The following is a 26,653-nucleotide window of genomic DNA, read 5'->3' on the forward strand; positions in this document are numbered from 1 at the left end:
AAAATAATTGAAAATTACAATTGTAGCTCCTAAAATGTTGATTGTATTGGTTTTAAGAGTACTTCGTGATGTTTATTATATTGCGTCAAAACAACACTAAGTTTCTTAATTGCCCTGAAAAGCTGGGTTTGTACTGTACGGGGCGAAATATTAAGAATTTCGGCCACTTCCTTATACTTCATGCCATCTTCTTTTATCAGCCTGAAAACAATGCGGCATTGCTGCGGTAAACCGGCTATTGCCTGATCCATCCTAAAAATCAGCTCTTTATTTTCTATTTCCTTTTGAGGGTTATAGGTGTTTACAAATTCAACCGAACTGGTTTCTTCAATTTGTACAAGGTGAATGGTTGAGTATTTTTTGATATGGTTTAGCGACTGGTTTTTTACCGCTACAAATAAATAGGTTTCAGGGTTTTGAACTTCGGTGAGGTTTTTACGGTTAAGCCAGCATTTTACAAACACATCCGAAACTATTTCTTCGGCAATCTCCCGTTGATGTACATACAGCACACAAAATTTAATGAGCGAGTTGTTGAGGATATGGAAAAACAACTCAAAGGCGTTCTCATCGTCATTGTTGCAAATGAGTTTCCATAATTTTAGCGTATCAACTTTTCTATCTCTCAAACCGAAGAATTTTTAATTAATCAACTAAATTTAAACTTAATAATGGTGTAACAATAATAACATATTAAAATCGAAAAATGAAATTAATTGATGTAAGTTGCAATGTTTTTTAAAAAATTTTAAAAAGTGTGTAAGCAATACACCATATAAAATTGTCAGTAATTTATAAAATAATAGCTTGATGAGACGTTTATTTACAGTATTTCTTTTGGTTTTCGGGGGCTTTGAAGTATTTGGGCAACAGCATAATATGTCAAAGCAATATGTTCCTGCCGGTGACCCGGCAGTTGAGCAAAAAATTGCAAACTGGCAGGATCTCAAGTTTGGCTTGTTTATGCACTGGGGTACTTACAGCCAGTGGGGTGTAGTTGAAAGCTGGAGCATTTGTCCCGAAGATGAGGGCTGGACGCAACGCCGCGGCCCGTATGGTGCTACTTATAATGGATATAAAGCGGCTTACGAAAATTTGCAAACCACTTTTAACCCAACCAAATTCAATCCCGAAAAATGGGTAAAGGCAGCTAAGGACGCAGGTATGAAATATGTGATCTTCACCACCAAGCATCATGACGGCTTTTGCATGTTTGATACCAAAGAAACTGATTATAAGATCACCAGCAGCAAAACCCCTTTTTCAACCAATCCAAGAAGCAACGTAACCAGGGAAATTTTCAACGCTTTCCGGAAGGATAACTTTATGATAGGGGCTTATTTCTCAAAGCCCGACTGGCATACAGAAAATTACTGGTGGCCATACTTTCCGCCTAAAGACCGCAATGTAAACTATGATCCCCAAAAATATCCTGAACGCTGGCAGAAATTCAAAGATTTTACTTATAATCAGATCAGCGAGTTGATGAGCGATTATGGTAAAGTTGATATTTTATGGCTCGACGGAGGATGGGTACGCCCCAAAAGCAGCGTTGATACTACTGTAGAATGGCAGCGCGGAATCAAATTTGATCAGGATATCGATATGCCTAAGATAGCCGCGATGGGCAGGCAAAAACAACCAGGGTTAATAGTGGTTGACCGTACTGTAGCCGGTAAATATGAAAACTACACTACTCCGGAGCAGGAAGTACCCGAAGTACCGCTTGATCATCCCTGGGAGAGCTGCATAACCATGGGTAATTCCTGGAGCTATGTTCCGGGCGATCATTATAAATCGGTACAGCAAATTGTACAATTGTTGGTGAAGATCGTATCACGCGGTGGCAACCTGCTTATGAATATAGGCCCCGGTCCTGATGGCGATTGGGACCCGGTAGCTTATGAGCGCTTGCAAGGTATCAGCCAGTGGATGAAGATTAACGGCGAAGGGATCTATGCCAGCCAGTCGGTAGCACCGTACTCAACAGGTAATATATATTATACCAAAGCCAAAAACAGTAATACCATTTACGCATTTGCTTTGAGCGACCAGGAAAAGGTTGTTTTACCTGCAACTGTATCTGTAAAATTAAAAGATATTAAAAAGGTAAAGAAAGTTACGTTGCTTGGCAGCACACAAAGCCTTAAATGGAAACAGGTAGCCGATGGTATTGACATCAGCATCCCTGCAAAGCTGCAAAAGGTAAGTGGACTGAATGAAGCGGCTGGTTTTAAAATAGTTTACTAAATTATAAATAAAAAATAATCACCGTGTCATTTCGACGAACAGGTTAGGGTAAAGCATTGGGGGAGGAGAAATCTCCTATACAAGCGATGTTCACTATGGAAATGAATCTTCATACCGCTTGTATAAGATCCCTCTTCGCGGCTACCGCGCATTCCATTCTCATGCTCATCGAAATGACAAGTGGTTTAACATTATACCCAGACAAAATACCACATAATATAGCCAAGTTTTTACAGCTAAATTGATTTGGCAGTTTTTAATTTTGATTATTCATCCAATCCAAATAAATGACAACAACCCGTTCGGCAGGCAGATCTGCATTGTTTAAATTTTCATTAGTGTTATCCGTTCTTGCTTCAGGTGTTTACCAAAATGCAGAGGCACAAACCAGCTATGAGCTCAACAGCGGCTGGAAATGTACCACCATCAATAGTGTTAAGGATAACGGCGCAATTATTTCTCAAACTAATTATGATCTGGCTGCATGGAACCCAGCAGTTGTTCCCGGTACGGTATTAACCACCCAGCTTGCTAATAAACAGGTACCTGATCCATTTTATGGAATGAACAATGAAAAGATCCCTGATATATATAAGGTAGGCCGCGATTACTATACCTATTGGTTTGCCAAAGATTTTAGAGAAGCCGCACCAACGGGCAGCAACCAAACCTATCTTAACTTGCGCGGTGTAAACTACAGCTGTGATGTTTTCCTGAACGGCCATAAACTTAACAGTAAGCTGCACAAGGGTATGTTTTTACGCCAAAGCTATAACATTACTAAATTGCTCAATAAAAACGGCAATAACCGTTTAGCCGTTGTGGTATACCCTCCGGATGTTGTTGGCAACCCTAACGGCGGCCAGGGTGGTGACGGTACTATTGCCCGTGGAGTAGGCATCCAGTATACCGCAGGCTGGGACTGGATCCAGCCCATCCGCGACCGTAATACCGGTATCTGGGATAAGGTAACCATTGAGCATACCGGTGCCGTGATTATTAAAGATCCGCATGTGGTTACCCTGGTACCGGGTGTTCGTATGCCTGAGGGGGGACAGCAACCTGCAATTATACAGGTATCTGCCGAAGTTGAAAATGCTACAGGTGCCACAATTAGCGGTACTTTACAATATAATTTAGATGGTAAGCTGGTATCACAGCAGGTTACCCTTAAAGCCAACTCAAAACAGGAGGTTAAACTGGCCGATTACAGCCTTAAAAACCCTAAGCTTTGGTGGCCGAGCGGCTACGGTCCGCAAAACCTGTACAAGCTCAATTTGCAATTTGTGGCCGGTAGCAAAGTATCCGACCAAAAAAGTATAGAAGTTGGCGTACGCCAGATCACTACCGAATGGAACAATAAAACCGAAAGCCGCCAGGTTAACGTGAACGGCCAAAAGATCTTTATTAAAGGCGGCAACTGGATCATCTCCGATCAAATGCTGCGTTTTAGCGATGCCCGTTATGATGCCGAAGTTCGTTTTCACCGCGATATGAACCTGAACCTGATCCGGGTTTGGGGTGGTGCGTTGATTGAACGCCCTGAGTTTTACGAGGCCTGCGATAAATACGGTATGCTGGTTTTCCAGGATATGTGGGGATCAGGCGATTGTAACGGCCGCTGGACTGATCCGATGAAGCTTGACGATCAATGGACACGCCGCAAATACCCGGATGATCATGACTTATATTTAAAATCGGTTGCTGATCAGGTTAAGCTGGTGCGTAACTTCCCGTCGCTGGCAATCTGGTGTGGTGGTAACGAAATTACCCCGCCCGAGGATATCTTCGCGGCCCTGCGCGATACCATTATGCCAAAACTGGATAACACCCGCTGGTTTATCCCGTATTCGAATTCCGAAGAGATGTCGCGCAATGTACAGGGCGGGAATGGCGACGGTCCTTACGGTATCCAAAGCCTTTCAACTTTTTGGGACCACCAAACATATCCGTTCAATTCGGAAGTCGGTTCAGTTGGCGTTAGTGATTATGAATCGTTAAAGCGTTTTATCCCTGCCGAAAATATGGTTGTACCTGAGTTTGATGCCTCTACCGGTAAAACTAAAACCGACCCGGTTTGGGAGTATCATAAATATATTGGCTATGACGGTTTTATTGATAAATATGGTAAAGCGAAAAACGTTGAAGACTTTGCCACTAAAGCACAGTTGGTAAACTATGACCAGTATCGTGCCCTGATGGAAGGTTTTAGTTCACATATGTGGGATTGGTATACAGGCACTATCATCTGGAAAACCCAAAACCCATGGACAGCCATGCGCGGCCAGATGTATGACTATTACCTTGATCCTAACGCTTGTCTTTACGGTTTGCATAACGGCAGCGAACCTCTGCACATCATGTATAATCAAACCGATGGTATGGTAATGGTAGCCAACAATACTTTTAAAACGCATAGCAACATGCTTTTGGTAGCCAAAACTTATGACATGGATGGCAAAGAGAAAGTGTTAACCCAGGTTTTTGCCGATGTAACGCCGACTACTACCAAACGCTATTTATCGCTGAAAAAGGAAATTGAGAAAGAGGCAAAAGACAAAGGCATTTTCCTTTGCCTGCAGTTGCTCAAATCAGATAAAGAGGTGATCAGTGAAAATATTTACTGGTTACCTGATGCCAATGGCGATTTCTCCGGATTACAGAAAATGCCTGCCGGTAATTTGAGTGCTACTGCTAAATATTTAAAAAATGGCAAAGTAGAAGTGACGTTGACTAATGAAGGTAGTGGCGCGCTGGCATTCTTTAACCGTTTGTCTTTGGTTAATGCTGATACCAAACAGCGGATCCTTCCGGCGTTTTACAGCGATAACTATGTAACTGTACTACCAGGTCAAACTAAAAAAGTTGTTATAGACCATAGCCCTGGCGCCGATAAAAACCTTGCAGTATCCATCGGCGGCTGGAACGTAACAGAAAGAACCATATCTATCGACAAATAACAAACAGGAGAAAATGAAGGTCATTTCAAAATATTTGTCGGCAGCAGCGTTAATGCTAACCTGTGTTGCTGGTGTTAACGCACAGGAAACCGCGGCAAAATTTCCTTTGATCCCTTACCCAACTCAGTTAACTGCGGGTGAAGGTTCGTTTACTATTACATCTAAAACCGGCATAGTAACTTCTAATGCTTTTAATACCGAGGCTTATGCCTTGAAAGACCTGCTGCGTAAAGGTTTGGGTAAGCCTGTTGAAGTTAGCGAGGTAAAGAAAGCTCATGCTATTAACCTTGTTTATGACGCAAGCATAACTACTCCCGAAGCGTACCGTATGAGCGTTACTAAGGAACAGGTAGTTATCCGTGCAAAAGATCCCGCGGGTGTATTTCATGCGGTGGAAACCATTCGTCAATTATTACCTGTAGGCATCGAAGCCGGTGTTGTGCAAAAGCAACTCACGCTGCCGGTTGTAACTATTGAGGACGCGCCTGTTTATGAGTGGCGAGGTATGCATCTGGATGTATCGAGGCACTTCTTTTCGGTAAGCTACTTGAAAAAGTTTATCGACAGGATGGCTTTGTACAAGATGAACAAGCTGCACCTTCATTTAACTGACGATCAGGGCTGGCGTATCGAGATAAAAAAATATCCCTTGCTAACAGAAGCTGGTGCGTGGCGCACATTCAATAACCAGGATTCGGCCTGTATGAAAAAAGCTAAGGATAATCCTGATTTTGTGATCGATAAAGAGCATATCATCCAAAAAGATGGTAAAACCATGTACGGTGGTTTTTACACCCAGGACGAAATGAAAAGTGTAGTAGCTTATGCGGCAGCACGTCACATCGACATTGTTCCGGAAATTGATATGCCGGGCCACATGATGGCCGCCATTAATTCGTATCCGTTTTTAACCTGCGATGGAGAAAATAAATGGGGCGAGCTGTTCACCAAGCCTATCTGTCCGTGTAACGAAACTACTTTTGAGTTTGCCGAGAATGTATTTACCGAGATCATGCAGATCTTCCCGTCAAAATATATCCATATCGGTGGCGATGAAGTTGACCGCACCAATTGGGGTAAATCAGACGCCTGTAAAGCCTTAATGGCCAAAGAAGGTATCAAAGACCTGGCCGGCCTGCATAGCTATTTCATTAACCGCATGGAGAAGTTTTTCAATTCTAAAGGCCGGAAGCTGATTGGCTGGGACGAGGTGATTGAAGGTGGCATCAGCCCAACGGCTATTATTATGTACTGGCGAACCTGGGTGCCCGATGCGCCTGTAAAAGCCGTCAAGAATGGCAATACAGTGATCATGACCCCGGGCGAGCCTCTTTATTTTGATAATCAGCCCGATCAATATTCAATCAGTAAGGTTTATCATTTTAACCCTGTGCCTAAAGTGCTGAACGCGGAAGAAGCAAAATCGATCATCGGTGCGCAGGCTAACCTTTGGTCGGAAATGATCCCATCCGAAAAACGTGCCGATTATATGTACATGCTGCGTTTAACCGCTTTGTCCGAAATGCTGTGGACGCACAAGGAAGCTGAATACGATTCATACCTGCAACGTTTGACTGAGCAATACAAAAGGATGGACGCGCTGAAGATCAACTATCGCTTGCCCGATTTGCCAAACCTGCTTAACGAATACGTTTTCATCGATGAAGGCAAATTGAGTATAACCTCACCATTGCCAAGCCTCACTATCCGTTATACTACTGATGGCACATTGCCGGATGTTAAATCCCCGGTATTGCCATCTCCGTTAGCTATCACAAAGTCAGAACTGGTAAGAGTTGCGGCATTTACGCCGGCAGGTACCCGTGGTGATGTTTACAACCTGAACTATACCCAGCAGCAAATGCTTGGTCCGGTTAAAATTGCTCAGCCAAAACCCGGACTTACAGCTACTTATTATAAAGCTTTTTTCAAAAAAACTGCTTTAATGCAAGATGCGAAAGTTGATAGCACTTTCACTACTGATAAGATAGAAGTGTCTGCTACTGTTAAGGCTCCGTCATTTGGCATTACTTATAAAGGTTATATCGATGTGCCGACTGATGGTATTTACAGCTTTTATTTGACCTGCGATGACGGCGGCGTGCTGTATATTGGCGATAAAACGGTTGTTGATAACGATGGTAACCACTCGGCGCAGGAGCGCAGCGGGCAGGTTGCACTAAAGACGGGAGCGCATCCGTTTAAGCTTGATTTTATTGAAGGCGGCGGCGGCTTTAAGCTGTTGTTGAAATATAGTGTTAATGGTTCGGCACCTGCGGACGTGCCAGCATCATGGTTTAAAAATTAAAACTAATAACCAATTATGAATAAGTTTACAGGCATTGCCTTGTTGTTACTGGGTGTCGGTTTAAATTCTTTTAGCCAAACAACTCCCAAGCCATATTGCGTATTACCTACAAAAGGGCAGCTCAACTGGCAGGAAACAGGTATGTATTGCATTATCCACTATGGCGTTGATACGTATACCGACAAGGAGTGGGGTTTTGGCGACGAAGACCCAAAGATCTTTAACCCATCACAATTCAGCGCCTTACAGATTGTAGCTGCCGCAAAGGCGGGAGGCTTTAAGGGGGTTGTTGTGGTCGCCAAACACCATGATGGCTTTTGCATTTGGCCAACTAAAACTACAGAGCACAACATCAGCAAGAGTCCCTATAAAAACGGTAAGGGCGATATGCTGAAAGAGTATCGCGAAGCATGCGATAAGCTGGGCATGAAGCTGGGTGTTTACTGCTCACCTTGGGACAGGAATAATCCTAATTACGGCACTGCCGAATATGTAAAGATTTATCGTGCGCAATTGAAAGAGCTGTATACCAATTATGGCCCGCTGTTTATTTCATGGCACGATGGTGCTAACGGGGGCGATGGCTATTATGGCGGCAAACGCGAAGTAAGGAAAATTGACCGCTCAACTTATTACGGATGGGATACTACCTGGGCCATTACCCGTAAACTGCAGCCTAATGCTGTACTGTTTGGGGATGTTGGTCCGGATGTGCGCTGGGTAGGCAACGAGGAAGGCCATGCAGGTGAAACCTGCTGGGCAACCTATACGCCGCATGCACCTGATGAAGGAAAAATTCCGGCCAACGGTTACGTAAAAGATTATGAAGGCACAGAAGGTACCCGCAACGGTAAATACTGGATGCCGGCCGAGTGTGACGTATCGTTACGTCCGGGATGGTTTTATCATAAAACACAGGATGAAGGCGTAAAATCTCCTTATACCTTGCTTGATCTGTATTATAAAAGTGTAGGTCGTGGCGCGGCGCTTGACCTGGGTTTATCACCTGATCCGCGTGGTATTATTAATGAGATTGACGTTAAATCATTAACCGAGTTCGGCAATTTGCTTAAGCAAACCTTTGCTGTTAATTTGGCAAAAGGCGCCACGCTAACGGCAAGTAATGTACGAGGCGGTAACAAAGCCAAATTTGGTCCGCAGTTTTTATTGGATGATAACCGCTACAGTTATTGGGCTACCGATGATAAAGTAACTACTCCCGAATTAACTATCGATCTGCATTCGCCAAAAACATTTAACGTGATCCGCCTGCGCGAAAATATCAAACTCGGGCAGCGTATTGAGGCTGTTGAAGTAGATGCTTACCTGAACGGCAAATGGGGGCAGATTGGCTCGGCTACCAGCATCGGCGGTAACAGGCTGATCCGTTTAACACAAAATATAACGGCAAGTAAATTAAGGTTAAGAGTTACTGCATCGCCGGTGGCTATAGCTTTGAGCGATTTCGGGATCTATAAAGAACCTGTTCACTTAACAGCACCAAAAGTAGCCCGCAATAAAAAAGGCGAAATCAGCATCACAACCGAAGCGCCGGTAAGCGCTATTCACTATACGCTTGATGGCCATGAGCCAACGCTGAGTTCGCCGGTTTACAGCAAACCATTTACGCTTAATGACGGTGGAGTGGTAAAGGCCCGCAGCTTTGAAGGTAAGGGTCAGCAAAGTGAAAGTACTTATGTTTCTTTTGGCTATGCTAAAACCGATTGGAATGTATTTGACGCTAACGCTGCCGGTGATGAGTGGAACAAGGCCGAAAATGCTTTCGACGAAAACACACGCAGCCTTTACAGTACCCTGAAAAAGGAAGATGCACAATTCCCGCAGCAGATCAGCGTTGATTTGGGCCGGGAGCAAAAGATAAAAGCATTCGGCTACCTGCCAAGGCAGGACAAGCAAGCCGGGGGTATTGTAGATAGCTATGTGTTTTACATCAGCAATGATGGCAAAGCCTGGGAAAAGATAGCTTCGGGCGAGTTTGCCAATATCAAATCGAACCCTATTGAGCAGCCTGTTGTTTTAAAGCAAGAGGTAAGGGCCCGTTATTTTAAATTTGAAGCGGCACATGTAATTGCCGGTAATGGTATCACCGTGGCCGAATTAAGCGTTTATTAATAATCTATTAAGTATTGAGGTTTATTTTGTGAGCGATATAAACCTCCATACCATCATCGAAAATAAAGAATGAAAAAACAACTCGTTTTGGCCGGTTTACTGGCCCTGGCTAATTTAAGCTCCCAGGCACAAAGGCACAGGTCGCAGCCTATGAAGAAAGCAGCCGGTTTAACCCAATACGTCGACCCATACATCGGTACCGGTTTCCACGGTCATGTTTTTGTGGGTGCCAGTGTGCCGTTTGGCGCGGTGCAGTTAGGCCCAACTAATATTTCTGAAGGCTGGGATTGGTGCTCTGGCTATCACATTTCTGATTCTACCATCATCGGCTTCCAGCATACCCACCTAAGTGGTACCGGCATTGGCGATTTGGGCGATATTTCCTTTATGCCTACAACCGGAGCTATCAATGTATATAAAGGCAGCAATAAAAACCTAAAAAGCGGATATGTATCGTTATTTAGCCATAAGGATGAGGTTGTAAAACCGGGTTACTATAAAGTAAAACTTAAGAAATACGATATCGGCGTTGAGCTTACCGCCAGTACCCGCGTCGGGATGCATAAATACACTTTCCCGGCTTCAAAAGATGCACATATCCTCATCGATTTGCAGGAAGGCATTGGCTGGGACAGGCCAGTGGATACTTACATTAAACAGGTGGATAAGAATACCATTTGCGGTTATCGTTTTTCCAAAGGATGGGCAGATGATCAGCGTATTTATTTTACCGCTGTATTTTCAAAGCCTATTAAGACGTTTGCCGTTTACGATAGCACCGCTAATATAAAAGGCACCGAGCTTAAAGGTGTAAAAGTAAAAGGTGTAATCAGCTTTGCTACCACCAAAGGTGAGGTTGTTTATGCTAAAGTAGGGATCTCGCCGGTAAGCGCTGAGAATGCCATGCTTAACATCAAAGGCGAAATACCGGGCTGGGATTTTAATAAAGTAGTTGCTGATGCAGATGCAGCCTGGAACAAGCAATTGCAAAAGATCACGATCAAGGCAGATTCATTATCACAAATGAAGAAGTTTTATACCGCTTTTTATCACACCATGATAGCGCCCTCTATTTTTAACGATGTGAATGGCGAGTACTGGGGAACCGATAAAAAAGTCCACAAAAACGAAGGTTTTAATAATGTAACCACATTTTCGTTATGGGATACCTACAGGTCAAACAACCCGCTGTCAACCATTATCCACCCGGAGCATGTGAACGATATGATCAACTCCATGCTGGCTATTTATCAGCAGCAGGGCAGCTTACCGGTTTGGCATTTAATGGCTAACGAAACCAATTGCATGGTGGGTTACAGCGCGGTGCCGGTTGTTGCCGATGCTTTGTTAAAAGGTTACAAAGGCTTTGATGCCAACTTAGCATACGAGGCCATGAAAACCACCGCCATGGGCGATGACCGTGGTATTAAATACGTTAAAAAATATGGTTATATCCCGGCAGATAGCAGCCGCGAATCAGTTTCAATGGGTCTTGAATATGCCATTGACGACTGGAGCCTGGCGCAGGTAGCCAAAAAATTAGGCAAAACGGAAGATTATGCTTACTTCAGCAAACGTGGTGCCTACTACAAAAACTATTATGATGCGAAGGCGGGGTTTATGCGTGGCCGTTTATCGCAGGATGCCTGGCGTACACCTTACAGCCCATTCATTTCTATCCATGAAACCGGCGATTTCACCGAAGGCAATGGCTGGCAGTATACCTTTCTTGTTCCGCAGGACGTGGAAGGTTTAATTGATATGCTGGGCGGCGTTGATAAGTTTAACATAAAATTAGATTCGTTGTTTATTGCGCAGGGCGATATGGGTAAATTTAAATCGCCGGATGTATCAGGCTTGATCGGTCAGTATGCACATGGCAATGAGCCGAGCCACCCGATGAGCTACTATTACGCTTACTCAGGCAAACCATGGAAAACAGCCGAAAAAGTAAGGTTTATTCTGGATGATTTTTATACCGATAAACCGGATGGTATTATTGGTAATGAAGACGTAGGGCAAATGTCGGCCTGGTATGTGTTATCTGCTGTTGGTTTTTATCCTGTTAACCCGGCCAACGGTTTGTATGTATTCGGCAGTCCGGTAGTTAATGAGGCTACGCTGCAATTGCAGGGTAATAAAAAATTCCACGTAGTGGTTAAAAAAAATGGCCCTAAAAATAAGTATATCCAGGCCATGACGCTTAACGGAGCTAATTACACCAAAACTTATATCAAGCACACTGATGTTATGCAAGGCGGTGAACTGGTGATTACCATGGGAGATAAGCCTGGTACAGTTTGGGGCGTTGGTGAAGCCAATAGAGCGGTTTCTGTGTTGAAGTAATTCGTCGTTTCGATATCTCTACAGCATGTTCAAGCGTCCACGCTTGAATACAAAATACCCGGGAGCGTCCACGCTCCCGGGTATTTTGTTAATGGCTGCTTTATGCTCTAACGTGGCAGTAAGCGTGGACGCTTACTTTTTGAATAATTCAAGCGTGGACGCTTGAACTTGCCAAAGTTGGTGTCATCAACGGATCACTCGGTCGCTACCTTCCAATCAGTCAACATTTATCAAATCATGCGGTATCGTGATAACACCGGCCACGTACGGGAACGACAGGGTTAACAGGGTTAACACAATTTTGAATAGAGTGGTTTATATAATTGATAATCAGATACTTGGAAAACAGAGGGGGTTACACGAAAGATTTCCAAAATATTCAGCTTGTGGCTGGTGTTGTTAGGCTTGAACTTGTAGAAAATATCTCCATAAGATAAATCCCTAATTAAAACTTAATTTCCATTCCACATGTTATCTCCCCATGAACCGTCTCCTCAAAAAGCTCGAAAAAATTGGCCGCGATCCTAAGATCACTGCAAAAGCAGTTGGCCTGCGTTACGTATCCGATTCCTCACCGGGATATACCCGCAAAAAATCGGGCAAGGGTTGGAGTTATTATGATGCCGACGGCTCGCTTGTAAAAGACAAGGAGTTGATTGCCCGTTTCAATAAACTGGTGATTCCGCCGGCTTATACCAACGTTTGGATCTCGCCGTATGAAAACGGTCACCTGCAATTTACGGGAGTTGATGCCGCCGGACGTAAGCAATACCGCTATCATATGTACTGGAATCAGATCCGTAATCAATCCAAATATCACCGCATGCAAACTTTCGCAGCGCATTTGCCTGCCATCCGGGAGCAGGTGGATAAAGACCTGGCAAGGCGCAACCTCGACCACGAAAAAGTAGTAGCATTGGTAGTGAGGTTGATGGAATTGACGAGTATCAGGGTAGGTAACGAATCCTACAAAAAACTTTATGGGTCTTTCGGTTTAACAACTTTGCAAAACAGGCATGTAAAAGTTGAAGGTTCTAACCTCCGGTTTGAGTTTAAGGGTAAAAAGGGTGTGTTTCATAAGGTATCGCTGCAAAGCCGTAAGCTGGCAAGGCTGGTAAAACAATGTCGGGAGATCCCGGGGAAAGAACTTTTTCAATACTATAACGAGGATGGAACAAGGTGTAGTGTAGGGTCTGGCGATATCAACAGCTATTTACATGAAATAACCGGCGAGGACTTTACTGCCAAGGATTTCCGTACCTGGGCAGGCAGCGTGAGCGCGCTGTATGCCTTTAAAGAAGCCGGGGAGTTTAACAGTATAACAGAATGTAAAAAGAAGATTGTGGGTGTTTTGGATGAAGTGGCGATAAACCTTGGGAACACGCGTACAGTTTGTAAAAAGTATTACGTGCACCCATCGGTTATTAAAAGTTATGAAGAAGGAACTATTTTTAAGTATATCAGCCAGCTTGATGAACGCGAAGACGTAAGAGCTGCCGAACTTAATATTGCTGAGAAAGCCTTACTCAACCTGCTGGAAACGGAAAAACTGGCCGAAGCCAGTTAGATGGTTGAGTATGTTTACCGGGTTGATTTTAGAGTGGTATAAAGAACGTTTTAACTATTAACTGATCTCTGTAAAACCCAGGCCCAAATCAACCATTTATTTTTTGCGGGTAGTAACCAATACTACACCATCTTTAGCTTTATCGCCGTATTTTTTGGTAGCATCGTCGCCTTGTAATATCGAAATGCTTTCTATTAATTTGACATCAATTTTTTTGAAGGCATCCATATCACTGCGTTTACCATCTATAACTATAAAGGGTTCTTTATCTCCATTAGCCATAACACTCACCCCGTTCACCTTTATTGCCTTAACGTTTGCTTTTTTACCGTACCCGGTAACAATAACATCACCGCCTTGAGCTACTATGGCATCATCGTCAGATTTGATGCTGTATGAAAGAGCTGTCGGTTTGGCTTTTACACCATTAATAGTTATTGTACTGTTGCTGCTGCCAGTTGCCGAACTGCTTACGCCTTTCACTACAACAAGGCTTTTAACATGTTTTACATCAACACTTTTACTAACCGGACCAACAGTCACTACGTTAATATTGTCATTATCATTTAGCACAGTATAGCCGCTTAGGTTAGTGCTGACCTTTTTTAAGGTAATACTTGGTACGTTTTTTTCGAGCTCGTCCTTATTAGGAGCGTCTTTGGTAATTATATAAGCTACTTTAACCGGTTTGTCGTCTTCTGTTTTTACAAACTTCCGAGCGTTGTCACCTGTAAGTATATACATGTTCTCGATTTTGGTAGGGTCGAGGCTTTTGCCCGTAGAAACTACGCCGTTTACCACAAATACCAGCGAATCTCTTTTAATGTCGCTTATTATTCTGATCTTTTTGATAGTATCATTTGGGGCGATTAATGGAGTGGCAGCCGCAAGTGGACTTAATACAACTTTAGGAAGTGCCGCCGGAGCAGCAGCAATTGCAGCTTTAGGGGCCTTTGCTTTTGATGTTGGTTTGGGAGCTTTGACGGGTTTAGCGTCCTGTTTTACAACCTCGTCGGGGTTAATATTAATGATCCTGGCCAAAGGCTGTACAGCGTTGGCAATGGTGATCCTCACAGGTTTGGCAAAATCAGCTTTTGAAATACTGAATACCAGCAACAGGGCCATAACGGCCGGCACTACAAAAGCGTAGCGGGTGAGGTTAAGTTTCGACGATCTTTTCGCGTTCATCATGATTATCCGTTTTTTTATGGTTGAAATATTGAAATGGTTTACAATGCCGGGTTGGGGGTTATTAAAGCTTACGTTTACCAAACTATATTGATAAGTTTTACTGTCGATGCCATTTTTAAGGATCTTGCGGTCGGTAATAAACTCGATATTTTCTCTTACCGCCCTTTTTATAAGCCAGATGCCTGGGTTGAACCAGTAAAAAATACTGCTCAGTTCGGCTAACAAAATATCGGCGGTATGCCATTGGTTTACATGTACCTGCTCATGCAGCAGGATTGATTTCAAATCGGCAGGTTCATGTTTGGCGGGGTTCACATAAATACTCCGCCAAAATGAAAACGGCGCGGCATCTTTGTCCATAACCCTAACCAGATGTTCGCCTATGTATTGAGGTTTGGAGTTTTTATATAACCGTAACAAGGATAAAAGCTGCAACACCAGGCGGATGAGCAACAAACCTGCGCCTGTCCAGAATATAACGCTCAGCCAGTACCAGTAATCAATTGCCTGAACCGGCTGGTTTACCAGTTGTACCTGCGACTGCCAGTTAATAGCGATCTGTTCCATAGGTTTTGCCAGTTCTTCGTGCCGTTGCACAAAGGCCGAAAAATTGATTTGCGGGTAGATGCTTGCAAACAGGATGGCTGCAAGCAAATAGATCCGGTTAAGCGTATAAAAGGTAAGGGGCCTCAGCACCAGGTAATAGCCCGCACAAAACAACAACAGGGCTATGTTAACTTTTAATAAAAAAACAAATGTAGCCGGCATGATCGTAGGGTTTATTGTTTTTCAATGAGTTTAATGATCTCTTTCAGGTCGGTAGCGCTGATCTTTTTTTCGTTGGCGAAAAACGTTACCAGGTCTTTATATGAGTTTTGAAAATAGTCGCTTACAAAACCGCTCATAAAGCGCTTTTTATATTCCTCTTCCTGTATCATAGGCAGGTAACGAAAGGAGTTGCCCAGTTTTTCACTTTTCAAAAATCCTTTACGTTCCAGGTTTTTTATGGTAGAGGCGAGGGTGGTGTAAGGGGGCTTTGGTTCGGTTAACTGATCTAAAAAATCCTTGATAAATCCGGGCCCCGATTGCCACACCGCCTGCATAGCTTCTTCCTCTTGTTGCGATAGTTTTTCCATTGTAATTACGATTGTTTCGTAAATCTACGAATTGTTCGTAGTAATGCAAATTTATTTTCAGTTTTTAACAGAATTTAACAATAGTTATTAGAGATTAGATGTTTAGTTGGAGAGGTTAGAGGTTAAGAAGAATTATTAGAGGTTTTAAAAGCCAACTAATCTCTGATCACTAATCTCCAACCTGGGCGGATAGCCCGGCCCGTTAGCTAACGGGAACGCCCATAATCTGAACCATGATTTTTAGGATTAAGGGATTGGCACGATGTCTGAATCAAATCAAAGAAAAATCCTGTCCTCCTAAAAATCCCCCAAATCCAGGTTCAGACAAATAACGGATGTTAAGTTACGTAAAGGCGCTAAGCCGCAACGCTTTCTTCTTAGTGCTTCTGCGTCTTAGCGCGCCAAACAGCCCAACCTCTAATCACTGCTCCTCCCCAACCATATCTTAACATAAATCCATCAACCGCTTAAAAAATCTTGTTAATTTTATATAAACACCAATAAAAGTTGATTTTGCCTTAATATACCAAACAAAGAAAAAGTTATATTTAGGCCTGAGTTGATTGTAAAACATAAATACGCGCTTATTGAAAACTATTACCCGCAGGGACTTTTTAAGTAAAGGTGCCATGCTGGCTGGTGGGGCATATCCCGCCATGCTTGCACTTGGCTTATTAAAACCGTCGCCCGCACATGCCTTTAACCTTGAAGGCAGCGGCAAAGGAAAACATATTATTATTTTAGGTGGCGGTTTGGCCGGCATGACCTGTGCCTATGAGCTTGGTAAGCTCGGCTATCAATGCACCATCCTGGAAGCACGCCAGCGTACCGGGGGGCGTTGCTTTAGTATCCGCAATGGGAGTACCAATACCGAAATTGATAAACCAACCGCTACAGCCCGTTTTGATGCAGGGCAGTATTTTAATGCCGGCCCTTCGCGCATTCCGCACAATCATGAACTTACACTGCATTACTGTAAAGAGTTGGGTGTGCCTATCCAGGTTTATAATAACGTAAACGAGGGGGCATATTACTTTGCTGAAGGTAAAGGGCCTTTATCAAACAAAAAGATAAAGGTTAGAGAGGTTCATAACGATATCCGTGGTTATATGACCGAAATGTTGGCTAAAAGCATTGATCATGGCAGTCTCGACAGCAGCTTTACCAAAGAGGATGGCGAAAAAATCATCGAATATTTGCAGGCTGAAGGTGGATTGGATATTGATAAATTGTACAAAGCGTCGGCCCGGCGTGGTTATACGGAATCGCCCGGCGCAGGTGACAAGGCAGGTAAAGTAGGCGATCCGCATAAACTGGCTGATCTGCTGCACTCCGGCTTAATGGACCCCGATTTTTATAACGTGGCCGAATATACCTACGAGCTGCAGATGACCATGTTCCAGGCCGTGGGCGGGATGGATCAGATAGCCAAAGCTTTAGAAAAGAAAGTAGCCCCGTCAATAAAAACGGGAGCGGAGGTTACTGCTATTAATAATGTGACTGATGGGGTTAAAATAACCTACAAAGATGCTACGGGCGAGCATGTGTTAAATGGCGACCTGTGTATCTGCACCATCCCATTGCCGGTTTTGAGTAATATCAGCAATAATTTTAACGGTGATGTTAGCAGGGCTATTGACTATATCAGCTATAACCAAACCGGCAAAATTGGCCTACAGTTTAAACGCAGGTTTTGGGAGGAGGATGAACATATTTATGGCGGTATAACGCACACTAACAACGATTTAACGCAGATTTTTTATCCATCCTATGATTATTTAGGAAAAAAGGGTATCTTGATTGGATATTACAACTTTAACGAAAAAGCGCAGAAGATCGGCGCTTTAGGCTACGCCGAAAGGGAGAAGTTCGCACTGGAAAAAGGCAGGCTCATCCACCCGCAATATGACAAAGAGTTTGAAAACTCGTTTTCGGTAAGCTGGCATAAAACCAAATATAATTTAGGAGGCTGGGCGGTGTATACTACCGAAACCCGCAAAACACAATACCCGGTACTGTTAAAACCCGATAAGCAGGTATATTTTGCTGGTGAGCATTTAACATACCTCAATGCCTGGATGGCCGGGGCCTTTGAATCGGCCAGGAGCACGGTTGCTGCTGTACATGCAAGGGTTACAGGTCAGCTTACCCAATATCCGGCTCAAAAATAAAACGACGTTAAAAAACATTAAATACCACCATCATGTCAAGTACAATTAACCGCAGAAACTGGATTAAATCCAGCGCATTTATGGCCGGGGGACTGGCCTTTTTTTCAGGAACAATTGGTAAGCTGGCAGCCATGCCGGCCCGTGTATTTAAACCCTTACCCCGCGGCCTAACGGACCAGGAAGCTGTTACTAATGCGGGCTTTGAATTAAAAGCAAGGCTGCTGGCCAACGAAAATCCGTTTGGCCCATCGGCTACGGTTAAAAAAGCCATTCAGGATGCTATTGATAAAAGTTATCAGTATCCTTTTATGCAGCTGTCTCTGATTTATGGGAAAATTGCTGCGTATGAAGGTGTAAACTCAAATAATATACTGATGGATGCGGGTTCAACCCCGCTTTTACTTGCGGCTGCCATGCATTTTACTAAGGGTGGTAAAAGTGTAATCACCGGCGACCCTTCATATGATGACCTGCCAGGCAGGGCACAGCAACTTGAAGGGAAATGGGTAAAAGTGCCCCTGACCGCCGATTATAAACTCGATCTGGATGCCATGGAAGCAAAGGTTGATGACAATACCGGCTTGGTTTATATATGCAATCCCAACAACCCAACTGCTACTGTTGTTGATACCGAAAAGTTAAAGGCCTTTTGTGAGCGGGTATCAAAAAAAACGACCGTTTTTGTTGACGAAGCTTATATAGATTACCTGCCTGATCCGAAGGCTGCAAGTATGATCAGTTCTGTCAAATCGGGTAATAATGTGATAGTTGCACGTACCTTTTCAAAACTTTATGGCTTTGCAGGCTTAAGGCTTGGATATATTATATCACAGTCGGATACCATCAAAACATTTGAAAAATACACTACCCAGGCCTGGAGTATCAGCGCAACTACACTCGCCGCTGCCATAGCAGGTTACCGCGAAGAAGCATTTTTGAAAGAAACCCTGGAAAAAACAAATGCTTCTAAGGAATATCTGTACTCGGTGCTTAAAAAAGAAGGATATGAATACATTCCTTCATCGGCGAACTTTGTCATGTTCCCGCTTAAAATGGACGGCAAAAAATTTGTCGGCGAAATGATGAAGCGCGGCGTAGGTATTCGTAACTGGCAATTTAACGGCAAAGACTGGTGCCGCGTAAGTATTGGCCGCATGGACGAAATGGAAGCCTTTGCCGATGCGTTTAAACAATTGTCTTAAGTGGTGATTAGAGGTTGGAGATTAGAGGTTAGGGAAAAAAGCAATCCAATCTCTGATCTCCAATCGCTAAATGTCCTGTCCTGAAATAGGTTGACAAAAAAAGGTTAACAAAAAAGGCAGGAAACATGACAAGAAGTAGCGTAAGAGTAGTTCGGTACAGTATTAGCTTTAAACAAAAAGTAGTCAGGGAGATAGAAGAAGAAGGTCTGAGCGTGACAGAAGCAAGCCGTCGCTACGGGATCGGTGGAGCAGAGACAGTAAGCAGATGGCTTGGTGCATTAGGTAAACAATATTTACAAAACAAGGTAATCAGAGTGGAAACGAAAGCAGAGAAGGATCGGTTATTAGAATTAGAACAGGAAGTTAAAAAGTTAAAGCTGGCTTTGGCAGATGCTTACCTGGCGCGGGATTGCGCAGAAGAGGTAGTCAAGCAGGCAGGCAAACTATACGGGGAGGATTTAAAAAAAAAGTTTGGCGGTCAAGTATCGGAGCGCTCCGGTCAAAATACAGATTAAATGAGTTATGCCGCTATTTTGAAGTAAGCCGGAGTGGTTACTATAAAGCGGTATCTGCTGCAGACAGAAAAGCATTAAATGAGACAGTTATCTTATCATTGGTACATGAGGTTCGCAGGAACCATCCGCGTCTGGGAGGCAAGAAGTTATACTTTCTGCTAAAGAAAGATATAACTAAAGCAGGAATACGGATGGGTAGGGATATGTTCTTTGAGTTGTTGGGCCGGCATAAGCTATTGGTAAAAAGACGCCGTAAATATGTTTCTACGACAGATTCTTATCATCGCTTCAGGGTCTACAGGAACCTAATGAAGGATAGACAGCTTACCAGTGCTCATCAGTGTTGGGTATCTGATATTACCTATATTCGTACATCAAAAGACTTTGTATACCTGTTTTTGATCACAGACGCGTTTTCGCGAAAAGTGGTAGGCTGGCATTTGTCAGATAGTCTTAGAATTGCGGGGGCTATCCGTAGCCTTCAAATGGCTATCCGGCAACGACAGTTTACGGATAGCCTGATCCATCATTCAGACCGGGGAATCCAGTATTGCAGCAATGATTATACAAAACTGTTAAAAAAGGCTAAAATCGGTATCAGCATGACAGAAGAGAACCATTGCTACGAAAATGCCATGGCGGAACGGGTGAATGGAATCTTAAAACAAGAATATGGTCTTGATAGTACATTCACTTCCGAAAAGGATGCACTTAGGGCAGTAAAAGAGGCTATAAACTCATATAATATGAGCAGGCCGCATTGGTCCTTAAACCTGGCAACACCGCAGCAGATACACATGGCTGCATAAGTTATTAACAAAAGAAACGCATCTTTTAAAAGAAAAAAAGAAGCAAAAAAAGAAAAGCTGTTAATAAGTCGAAAACTCTTCGAGTTTCCGACTTATTAACAGCTCAAATAAACAACAATAATGTCTACTTTTTTCAGGACATGACAAAAACAACCAACCTCTAATCTCTAACCTCCAATCTCTAAAATGAGAAAACTCACACTAACACTACTACTTAGCTCATCACTTTATTTTGCCAAGGGGCAAATCGTAAACCCGCGTCCGCTTACTATGGATGAGTATAAAAAGGCGCAATCATTCACGATTGCTAATTTGGATAATGACACCTACGTTAAATTTGACAATACTTATGTGCTTGACCGTTATGAAAGTCGTAAACCTTATTTTATAACCGGGGCCGACGGGTTGAAAAAACGTATCGATCTGTATAAACTGGTTGCTAAAGAAGGCATGCAGGAAATAGGCCTGATGGTATTTTATACCAACGAAAAAGGCAAGCTTTACAAAGCCCTTGTGCCCGATTTTACTGCCGATGCCAAGGTTTGGGAGCAGTATTTCCAGGATATTGATAATATCAACAAAGCAGAGCAAAACTTTATCCTGAAGCTGTCGTACGTACTCTCAAAGGAAGTTAGCTTTCAACAATATAAGGTACTTAACGCCGGCAAGGACCTGAAGGAAGAAGCCGCAACCTATGGCAATGACATCTGTTTCCCGGGTGAAGAACTGGTTACCATGGCCAATGGCGATAAAAAGATGCTGAAAGCCGTAAAAAGCGGTGATGCAGTAATAACGGTCGACCCTCTAACTAAAAAAAGTACTGCTGTAAAAGTAAAGGAGCTTACCATACATGAAGCCAAAAACTATGCTTTAACCCAACTGGTGCTGGTATCTGCCCAAACAAAAAATACGGCCGAAGGCAGGCAGGTAAAACTGAACAGTAAGGTGTTACAGGCAACGCCAAATCACCCTATGTTAACCAAGCAAGGTAACATTAAAATAGGGGAGGTGGCAACCGGACAGGAAGTACTTTGCCTGAACGAGCAAACTGGCAAATATGAAACTTTCACCGTACTGCAAAAAACAGAACATGCCGGCGGGGTACAAAGAGTATATAACATTGTTGCCGATGGCGGCAGCACCCTGCTCATGAATGGTGTAATGGTGATGCAGAAGTAACCTGTTTTATGATGTTTAGCCTGGTAGTTGTTGGTGACAACAACAATGGCAAAAAACTTACGAAGTTTCAAAAACTTCGTAAGTTTGGGAAGATGATAAGTCCAAAGTAAAAACTCCATTACCCGGGTGTGTAGATAGCAGAAACAGGTATCTTGCCCTTCTGCATCAACCACTATTACAGGGCTATGCCAATAAAAACAACAGTTATCACCGGGGCCACCTCCGGCATAGGGAAAGCAACCGCTATGGCGCTTGCAGCACAAGATCATGCGGTTTACCTGCTGGTTCGTAATGTCATTAAAGACGAGGCAGTTAAACAGGAGATTATCACCCAAACAGGCAATAAACATGTCTGCATAATCCAATGTGACCTGGCCGATCTGCAAAGCGTTCGTGATGCCGTGGCTGAGCTTTCGCAAAAGCTGATGGCGATCAATATTCTTATTAATAATGCCGGGGCTGGTTTTAGTGAAAGACAGGTGAGCAGGGATGGTTTTGAAATGACTTTCGCTATTAACCATCTGGGGCATTTTTTATTGACTACCGGCCTGATGCCATTACTTGAACGCGGACAAGCACGCATTATCAATGTAAGCTCTGAAGGGCATAAATTGGGTAAACCCAATTTTGACGACCTGCAATCGGCACAAAACTACTCTTCATTTAAAGCCTATGGCATGGCTAAGCTGTTTAATATTTACTTTGCCCGGTCGCTTGCCCAAAAGTTTGGCGACAAGGGGATCCTGGCATTTTCCCTCCACCCCGGTGCGGTAAACAGCAGCTTTGCTGATAAACTAAAGGGCTTTGATAAAACATTGATGAAACTGGCCCGGCCGTTTATGATCACAACTCAGCAAGGCGCCGAAACATCCATATATCTTGCAACAGCACCCCGGCTTGATAAATTTAATGGCTGTTATTTTAAAAAGAAGAAGGTTGCTAAAACTGCTGTTATAGCACAAGATGCTGCTGCACAGGAAAAACTCTGGCTGATAAGTGAAAAATTGATCAGTAAATCAGTTATTTAAACTTCAGATATGCTTTTGTAATGATGAAGTTACCGTGAATAATTCAATCATTTGCTTAAAAATGTTGCAACATTAAAACCAATGGTTTAATTTAGATGACTTAAACATGACAATTATGCCTGTTAACAAAAAATTATTAGTTACGCTTGGCCTGCTATCCATAGTAGTGTTTGGCGCTATGACCACAAGTAAACCACAGGACGAAGGCTTTAAAAACCTTAAAGTGTTGCCTAAAAACATTTCGGGCGAGAACCTGCATAAGGTTATGGAGGATTGGGAGCATTCATTAGGAGTACATTGCAACTTTTGCCATGCCCGTAATGAAGAAACTAAAAAGATGGATTGGGCAAGCGATGCCAAGCCTGAAAAAGCAATGGCGCGCGATATGTATAAAATGATGAACAAAATTAACCAGAAGTATTTTCATGCCAAAAAGGACTCTTTAGGTATGATTATGCAAAGTGGTGTTAACTGCAATACCTGTCACCGTGGTACAGCTCATCCTGAGGTTATGGTACCGGACGGAAAAGGTCCGGGTGGTCCGGGAATGGGGCCAGGCCCTGGTGGCCAACCGGGTCCGCCGCCTGCTGGCCCTGCACCGGGCAGCCCTGCGCCAACCAAGCCATAATTAATAAGCGTATTGCAATGAGTTATACAAAAGCTGAAAGCAGAAATGCATAAAGCTTATAACGTAATTAAATAACTTCTATATAAAACGCCTCTGGTAACCCAGGGGCATTTTTGTTTTTATAATGGTTTATTATCAGTTATAGTTTTACCTGCAAGTAAAAATTAGGTTATGAGTTGTGTATTTAACTGTTGAATATGTATTCTTTTTGGTAAATAGCTTTAAACCGTGTTCATGAAAAATTCATGCTTGAACACTATTTTTATGCGTAATAATAATTCGTTGGTTTTATTGAAAAAATTGCTGGTTGGTTTATCATCAAATATGCGATGTTGATTTATGAAGCCGGGGACTAATTGTTATAACCTTTAATAAATTATCATAATTAATAAATGACTGCAGAGTTTCGGATCAAGCCAGAGGAGCAAACTAACACCTCAACAAATGCCAGCGAATTAATTTGCCGGAGCTGCAAAAAGAGGTTGAGCCGTATCAAACGGAGCAGCCTGGCCAAATTTTTACTGTTGGGTTTACCCTTTAAAAAATATATCTGTTATAAGTGCTCCCGTAAATCCTACAGGTGGGCCCCTAAATAATACTGCAATACTTTTTATAAGCATTGGGCATATAGTATCTTTTTAAGTAAATCAATTACATTTGTTTTATGCAGAAAATACTGGTTGCCAACCGCGGTGAAATAGCTTTACGAATTATGCGCTCGGCGCGCGAAATGGGTATTAAAACCGTTGCGGTTTATTCACACGCAGACCGGGATGCCCTGCACGTGCGCTATGCTGATGAGGCGGTAAATATTGGAGAAGCTCCATCCAGTCAATCCTATCTTGTTGGGGAAAAGATCATAGCTGCCTGCAAACAAACCGGGGCCGAAGGCATTCACCCGGGATATGGGTTTTTAAGCGAAAATGCCGTTTTTGCGAGGCTGGTTAGGGATTCAGGACTTATCCTTATTGGCCCCTCTCCCGAAGCTATGGAAGTAATGGGTAATAAGCTATCGGCCAAAGCCGCGGCACTCAAATATAACATCCCGATGGTGCCCGGAACAGAGGAAGCCATTACTGATGTTAATGAAGCTAAAAAACGGGCTATTGAGGTAGGCTTTCCGATATTGATAAAAGCAGCTGCAGGCGGGGGAGGCAAAGGGATGCGGATTGTTGAAAACGCGGCTGACTTTGAAGAGCAAATGCAGTTAGCTGTATCTGAAGCTACCTCAGCTTTTGGCGACGGCTCTGTTTTCATCGAGCGCTATGTATCATCCCCCAAGCACATCGAGATCCAAATACTTGGTGATATGCATGGTAATATTGTGCACCTGTTTGAGCGCGACTGCTCTGTACAGCGGCGCCATCAAAAAGTAATTGAAGAGGCACCATCCGCAATACTAACACCCGGGATCAGGGAAAAGATGGGGCGTTGTGCGGTTGATGTAGCCCGGTCTGTAAATTATACAGGTGCGGGTACGGTTGAGTTTATCATGGATGAGGGGCTGAATTTTTATTTCCTGGAGATGAACACCCGTTTACAGGTTGAGCACCCTGTTACGGAACTGATAACCGGCATTGACCTGGTGAAGGAACAAATCAAAATAGCAAGGGGAGAGGCTATCAGTTTTAAACAGGAAGATCTGGAGATTCATGGTCACGCTGTTGAGCTACGCGTTTACGCCGAAGATCCGGCTAATAATTTCCTGCCTGATATTGGTATACTGCAAACTTATATAACGCCCAAAGGGCCTGGCGTGCGGGTTGACGATGGGTTTGAGCAGGGCATGGAGATCCCCATTTATTACGACCCGATGATAGCCAAGCTGATAACCTATGCGGATACCCGTGCTGAAGCTATTGCGCGCATGATACGGGCTATAGATGAATATCAAATCACCGGTATTACTACTACGCTCGGCTTCGGGCGTTTTGTAATGCAGCACGAAGCCTTTACCTCGGGCAATTTTGATACCCATTTTGTGAAAAAATATTTTACGCCCGAGGTACTGCAGGAAAGTTGCGGGGATGAAGCTAAGGTAGCGGCAATCGTGATGGAACAACTCTTGAGTAAAAAAAAGGTTTCAATTGCAGCCCCGGCTGAGGCAGATAATTCAAGTAACTGGATCAAGAACAGGAAGCAGATTTAATGATTGTTAATCGCGGCTAATTCATCTATCAAAGCTGCCTGAGCAGGGTTGATCTTTATTTTTGCTGTTGCTATATCAAACCATTCAGCACGATCAATTTCATCAAAAGTTTGTTTTTTGCCCGAACGCGGTGGCCATTCTATTTCAAATGTATTGCTTTTGATATTTTCCTGATCAATACTGCCCTCAACAGCCCAGGCCAGTACTGTTTTACCACCTTTTTGTTTGATAGGGCTCAACGCTATAAAATTTCCGGCTATTTCATGTCCGGTTTCTTCCTGAAATTCACGCTTTGCTGCCGCGAGAGGATCTTCATCGGGAAGATATTCACCTTTGGGTACCGACCATGAGCCTTCATCCTTGTTTTTAAAGAAAGGTCCGCCCGGATGTACAAGAAATACCTGTAAACCATGGGGTGCTTTGCGGTATAATAAGATTCCGGCGCTTTGCTTTGGCATGTTTAAGATTTAAAGGCAAGTTAATGAAAGCCTTAATTATAATTGTTATTTTTGATACAAACACCCCAAACCGAGATACAATTATTATGGCAGACGACAGATGGAGCAAATTTAAAGTGACAGCTGATGTTGACACTGACGTACGCAGTATGTATGAAGCCTGGGCTACCCCCGAGGGCCTTGAAACCTGGTTTTTACGCAAGGCTGATTTTTTTGCCATAGCCGGTCGTCAACGCGAACCGCAGGAGTTTATAAAAAAAGAGGACACTTATACCTGGCATTGGCATGGGTTTGATGATAGCATTGTCGAAAACGGGCAGGTGCTGGAAGCCAACGGCGCCGATTTTATAAAATTTACTTTTACAGGCGGTAGTATAGTGAGTGTATCTATCACTTGTAAACTGGGTGTTGTTATTGTTGAACTGGTGCAGGAAAATATCCCCGAAGAAGCCGACCCCGAAAAAAATCTTTATGTGCAATGCCAACTTGGCTGGACATTTTATCTGGCTAATCTGAAATCGGTATTGGAGGGCGGCAAAGACCTTCGTAATAAGCGTAAAGACCTTTTCTCGAGTTTTAAATAATTTCATTTACTACTGACAAACCGTAGTGTAAAATATTTT

19 protein-coding genes are annotated in these 26,653 nt (G+C 43.3%); 15 read left to right on the plus strand and 4 right to left on the minus strand.

Annotated elements, in window-relative coordinates; genetic code table 11:
• Window positions 1-29 precede the first annotated feature (29 nt).
• The gene (locus SNE26_RS05815; RefSeq protein ID WP_321558424.1) at window positions 30-629 is read right to left on the minus strand and encodes an RNA polymerase sigma-70 factor; all 600 of its coding nucleotides are present in this window, start codon (window positions 627-629) and stop codon (window positions 30-32) included.
• Window positions 630-810: 181 nt separating this feature from the next.
• Here SNE26_RS05815 and SNE26_RS05820 point away from each other — a divergent pair, with 181 nt between their 5' ends.
• The 6 genes from SNE26_RS05820 to SNE26_RS05845 all read left to right on the plus strand — a co-directional run bounded on the left by SNE26_RS05820 (window position 811) and on the right by SNE26_RS05845 (window position 13,564).
• Window positions 811-2,250: an alpha-L-fucosidase gene (locus SNE26_RS05820; RefSeq protein ID WP_321558425.1), complete on the plus strand. Its 1,440-nt coding sequence runs from the start codon at window positions 811-813 to the stop codon at window positions 2,248-2,250.
• Between the two features lie 287 nt (window positions 2,251-2,537).
• Window positions 2,538-5,210: a glycoside hydrolase family 2 TIM barrel-domain containing protein gene (locus SNE26_RS05825; RefSeq protein WP_321558426.1), complete on the plus strand. Its 2,673-nt coding sequence runs from the start codon at window positions 2,538-2,540 to the stop codon at window positions 5,208-5,210.
• 13 nt (window positions 5,211-5,223) lie between these two features.
• Window positions 5,224-7,518 carry a family 20 glycosylhydrolase gene (locus SNE26_RS05830; protein ID WP_321558427.1) on the plus strand — a complete coding sequence of 765 codons (2,295 nt, stop codon included), beginning with the start codon at window positions 5,224-5,226 and terminating at the stop codon, window positions 7,516-7,518.
• Window positions 7,519-7,533: 15 nt separating this feature from the next.
• On the plus strand, window positions 7,534-9,651 hold the full coding sequence (locus SNE26_RS05835) for an alpha-L-fucosidase (protein ID WP_321558428.1): 2,118 nt from the start codon (window positions 7,534-7,536) through the stop codon (window positions 9,649-9,651).
• Window positions 9,652-9,720: 69 nt separating this feature from the next.
• Entirely contained in the window at window positions 9,721-11,997 is a 2,277-nt protein-coding gene (locus SNE26_RS05840; protein ID WP_321558429.1) for a GH92 family glycosyl hydrolase, read from the plus strand.
• A 481-nt stretch (window positions 11,998-12,478) separates the two neighbouring features.
• Window positions 12,479-13,564, plus strand: coding sequence for a DNA topoisomerase IB (locus tag SNE26_RS05845; RefSeq protein WP_321558430.1), 1,086 nt, complete (start codon window positions 12,479-12,481; stop codon window positions 13,562-13,564).
• 96 nt (window positions 13,565-13,660) lie between these two features.
• Here SNE26_RS05845 and SNE26_RS05850 read toward each other — a convergent pair whose 3' ends face one another.
• Window positions 13,661-15,523, minus strand: coding sequence for a M56 family metallopeptidase (locus tag SNE26_RS05850; RefSeq protein WP_321558431.1), 1,863 nt, complete (start codon window positions 15,521-15,523; stop codon window positions 13,661-13,663).
• A gap of 11 nt (window positions 15,524-15,534) precedes the next feature.
• Window positions 15,535-15,891 carry a BlaI/MecI/CopY family transcriptional regulator gene (locus SNE26_RS05855; RefSeq protein ID WP_321558432.1) on the minus strand — a complete coding sequence of 119 codons (357 nt, stop codon included), beginning with the start codon at window positions 15,889-15,891 and terminating at the stop codon, window positions 15,535-15,537.
• A gap of 587 nt (window positions 15,892-16,478) precedes the next feature.
• Here SNE26_RS05855 and SNE26_RS05860 point away from each other — a divergent pair.
• From SNE26_RS05860 to accC, 8 genes are all read left to right on the plus strand, one after another.
• Window positions 16,479-18,062 (plus strand): FAD-dependent oxidoreductase, encoded by a 1,584-nt coding sequence (locus SNE26_RS05860; protein ID WP_321558433.1) that lies wholly within the window; start codon window positions 16,479-16,481, stop codon window positions 18,060-18,062.
• Between the two features lie 32 nt (window positions 18,063-18,094).
• Window positions 18,095-19,264: a histidinol-phosphate transaminase gene (locus tag SNE26_RS05865; protein WP_321558434.1), complete on the plus strand. Its 1,170-nt coding sequence runs from the start codon at window positions 18,095-18,097 to the stop codon at window positions 19,262-19,264.
• Window positions 19,265-19,389: 125 nt separating this feature from the next.
• Window positions 19,390-19,779: a transposase gene (locus SNE26_RS05870; protein WP_321558238.1), complete on the plus strand. Its 390-nt coding sequence runs from the start codon at window positions 19,390-19,392 to the stop codon at window positions 19,777-19,779.
• Window positions 19,674-20,588, plus strand: a complete 915-nt coding sequence (locus SNE26_RS05875) for an IS3 family transposase (RefSeq protein WP_321558239.1) — start codon at window positions 19,674-19,676, stop codon at window positions 20,586-20,588. The genes SNE26_RS05870 and SNE26_RS05875 overlap by 106 nt, the downstream gene beginning before the upstream one ends.
• Window positions 20,589-20,774: 186 nt before the next feature.
• A complete protein-coding gene (locus SNE26_RS05880; protein ID WP_321558435.1) occupies window positions 20,775-21,767 on the plus strand; it encodes a Hint domain-containing protein in 993 nt (330 codons plus the stop codon).
• A gap of 185 nt (window positions 21,768-21,952) precedes the next feature.
• Window positions 21,953-22,795, plus strand: a complete 843-nt coding sequence (locus SNE26_RS05885; protein WP_321558436.1) for an SDR family oxidoreductase — start codon at window positions 21,953-21,955, stop codon at window positions 22,793-22,795.
• Between the two features lie 115 nt (window positions 22,796-22,910).
• On the plus strand, window positions 22,911-23,423 hold the full coding sequence (locus SNE26_RS05890; protein ID WP_321558437.1) for a c-type cytochrome: 513 nt from the start codon (window positions 22,911-22,913) through the stop codon (window positions 23,421-23,423).
• 664 nt (window positions 23,424-24,087) lie between these two features.
• Complete coding sequence (gene accC, locus SNE26_RS05895) at window positions 24,088-25,572, plus strand: acetyl-CoA carboxylase biotin carboxylase subunit (protein WP_321558438.1); 1,485 nt, start codon at window positions 24,088-24,090, stop codon at window positions 25,570-25,572.
• Here accC and SNE26_RS05900 read toward each other — a convergent pair.
• Window positions 25,569-26,030, minus strand: a complete 462-nt coding sequence (locus SNE26_RS05900; RefSeq protein WP_321558439.1) for an NUDIX domain-containing protein — start codon at window positions 26,028-26,030, stop codon at window positions 25,569-25,571. The two genes, accC and SNE26_RS05900, sit on opposite strands and share 4 nt — an antisense overlap.
• A gap of 86 nt (window positions 26,031-26,116) precedes the next feature.
• Between SNE26_RS05900 and SNE26_RS05905 the strand changes: the two genes are divergently transcribed.
• A complete protein-coding gene (locus tag SNE26_RS05905) occupies window positions 26,117-26,614 on the plus strand; it encodes an SRPBCC domain-containing protein (protein WP_321558440.1) in 498 nt (165 codons plus the stop codon).
• The last annotated feature ends 39 nt before the right edge of the window (window positions 26,615-26,653 follow it).

It is taken from the genome of Mucilaginibacter sp. cycad4 (genome assembly GCF_034263275.1).
GTDB lineage: Bacteria > Bacteroidota > Bacteroidia > Sphingobacteriales > Sphingobacteriaceae > Mucilaginibacter.

Bases quoted from the DNA above. Each gene is read 5' to 3' on its own strand.
- SNE26_RS05820 (WP_321558425.1), top strand. From the start codon at position 811: ATGAGACGTTTATTTACAGTATTTCTTTTGGTTTTCGGGGGCTTTGAA.
- SNE26_RS05825 (WP_321558426.1), top strand. From the start codon at position 2,538: ATGACAACAACCCGTTCGGCAGGCAGATCTGCATTGTTTAAATTTTCA.
- SNE26_RS05830 (WP_321558427.1), top strand. From the start codon at position 5,224: ATGAAGGTCATTTCAAAATATTTGTCGGCAGCAGCGTTAATGCTAACC.
- SNE26_RS05835 (WP_321558428.1), top strand. From the start codon at position 7,534: ATGAATAAGTTTACAGGCATTGCCTTGTTGTTACTGGGTGTCGGTTTA.
- SNE26_RS05840 (WP_321558429.1), top strand. From the start codon at position 9,721: ATGAAAAAACAACTCGTTTTGGCCGGTTTACTGGCCCTGGCTAATTTA.
- SNE26_RS05845 (WP_321558430.1), top strand. From the start codon at position 12,479: ATGAACCGTCTCCTCAAAAAGCTCGAAAAAATTGGCCGCGATCCTAAG.
- SNE26_RS05850 (WP_321558431.1), bottom strand. From the start codon at position 15,523: ATGCCGGCTACATTTGTTTTTTTATTAAAAGTTAACATAGCCCTGTTG.
- SNE26_RS05855 (WP_321558432.1), bottom strand. From the start codon at position 15,891: ATGGAAAAACTATCGCAACAAGAGGAAGAAGCTATGCAGGCGGTGTGG.
- SNE26_RS05865 (WP_321558434.1), top strand. From the start codon at position 18,095: ATGTCAAGTACAATTAACCGCAGAAACTGGATTAAATCCAGCGCATTT.
- SNE26_RS05870 (WP_321558238.1), top strand. From the start codon at position 19,390: ATGACAAGAAGTAGCGTAAGAGTAGTTCGGTACAGTATTAGCTTTAAA.
- SNE26_RS05880 (WP_321558435.1), top strand. From the start codon at position 20,775: ATGAGAAAACTCACACTAACACTACTACTTAGCTCATCACTTTATTTT.
- SNE26_RS05885 (WP_321558436.1), top strand. From the start codon at position 21,953: ATGCCAATAAAAACAACAGTTATCACCGGGGCCACCTCCGGCATAGGG.
- SNE26_RS05890 (WP_321558437.1), top strand. From the start codon at position 22,911: ATGCCTGTTAACAAAAAATTATTAGTTACGCTTGGCCTGCTATCCATA.
- accC (WP_321558438.1), top strand. From the start codon at position 24,088: ATGCAGAAAATACTGGTTGCCAACCGCGGTGAAATAGCTTTACGAATT.
- SNE26_RS05900 (WP_321558439.1), bottom strand. From the start codon at position 26,030: ATGCCAAAGCAAAGCGCCGGAATCTTATTATACCGCAAAGCACCCCAT.
- SNE26_RS05905 (WP_321558440.1), top strand. From the start codon at position 26,117: ATGGCAGACGACAGATGGAGCAAATTTAAAGTGACAGCTGATGTTGAC.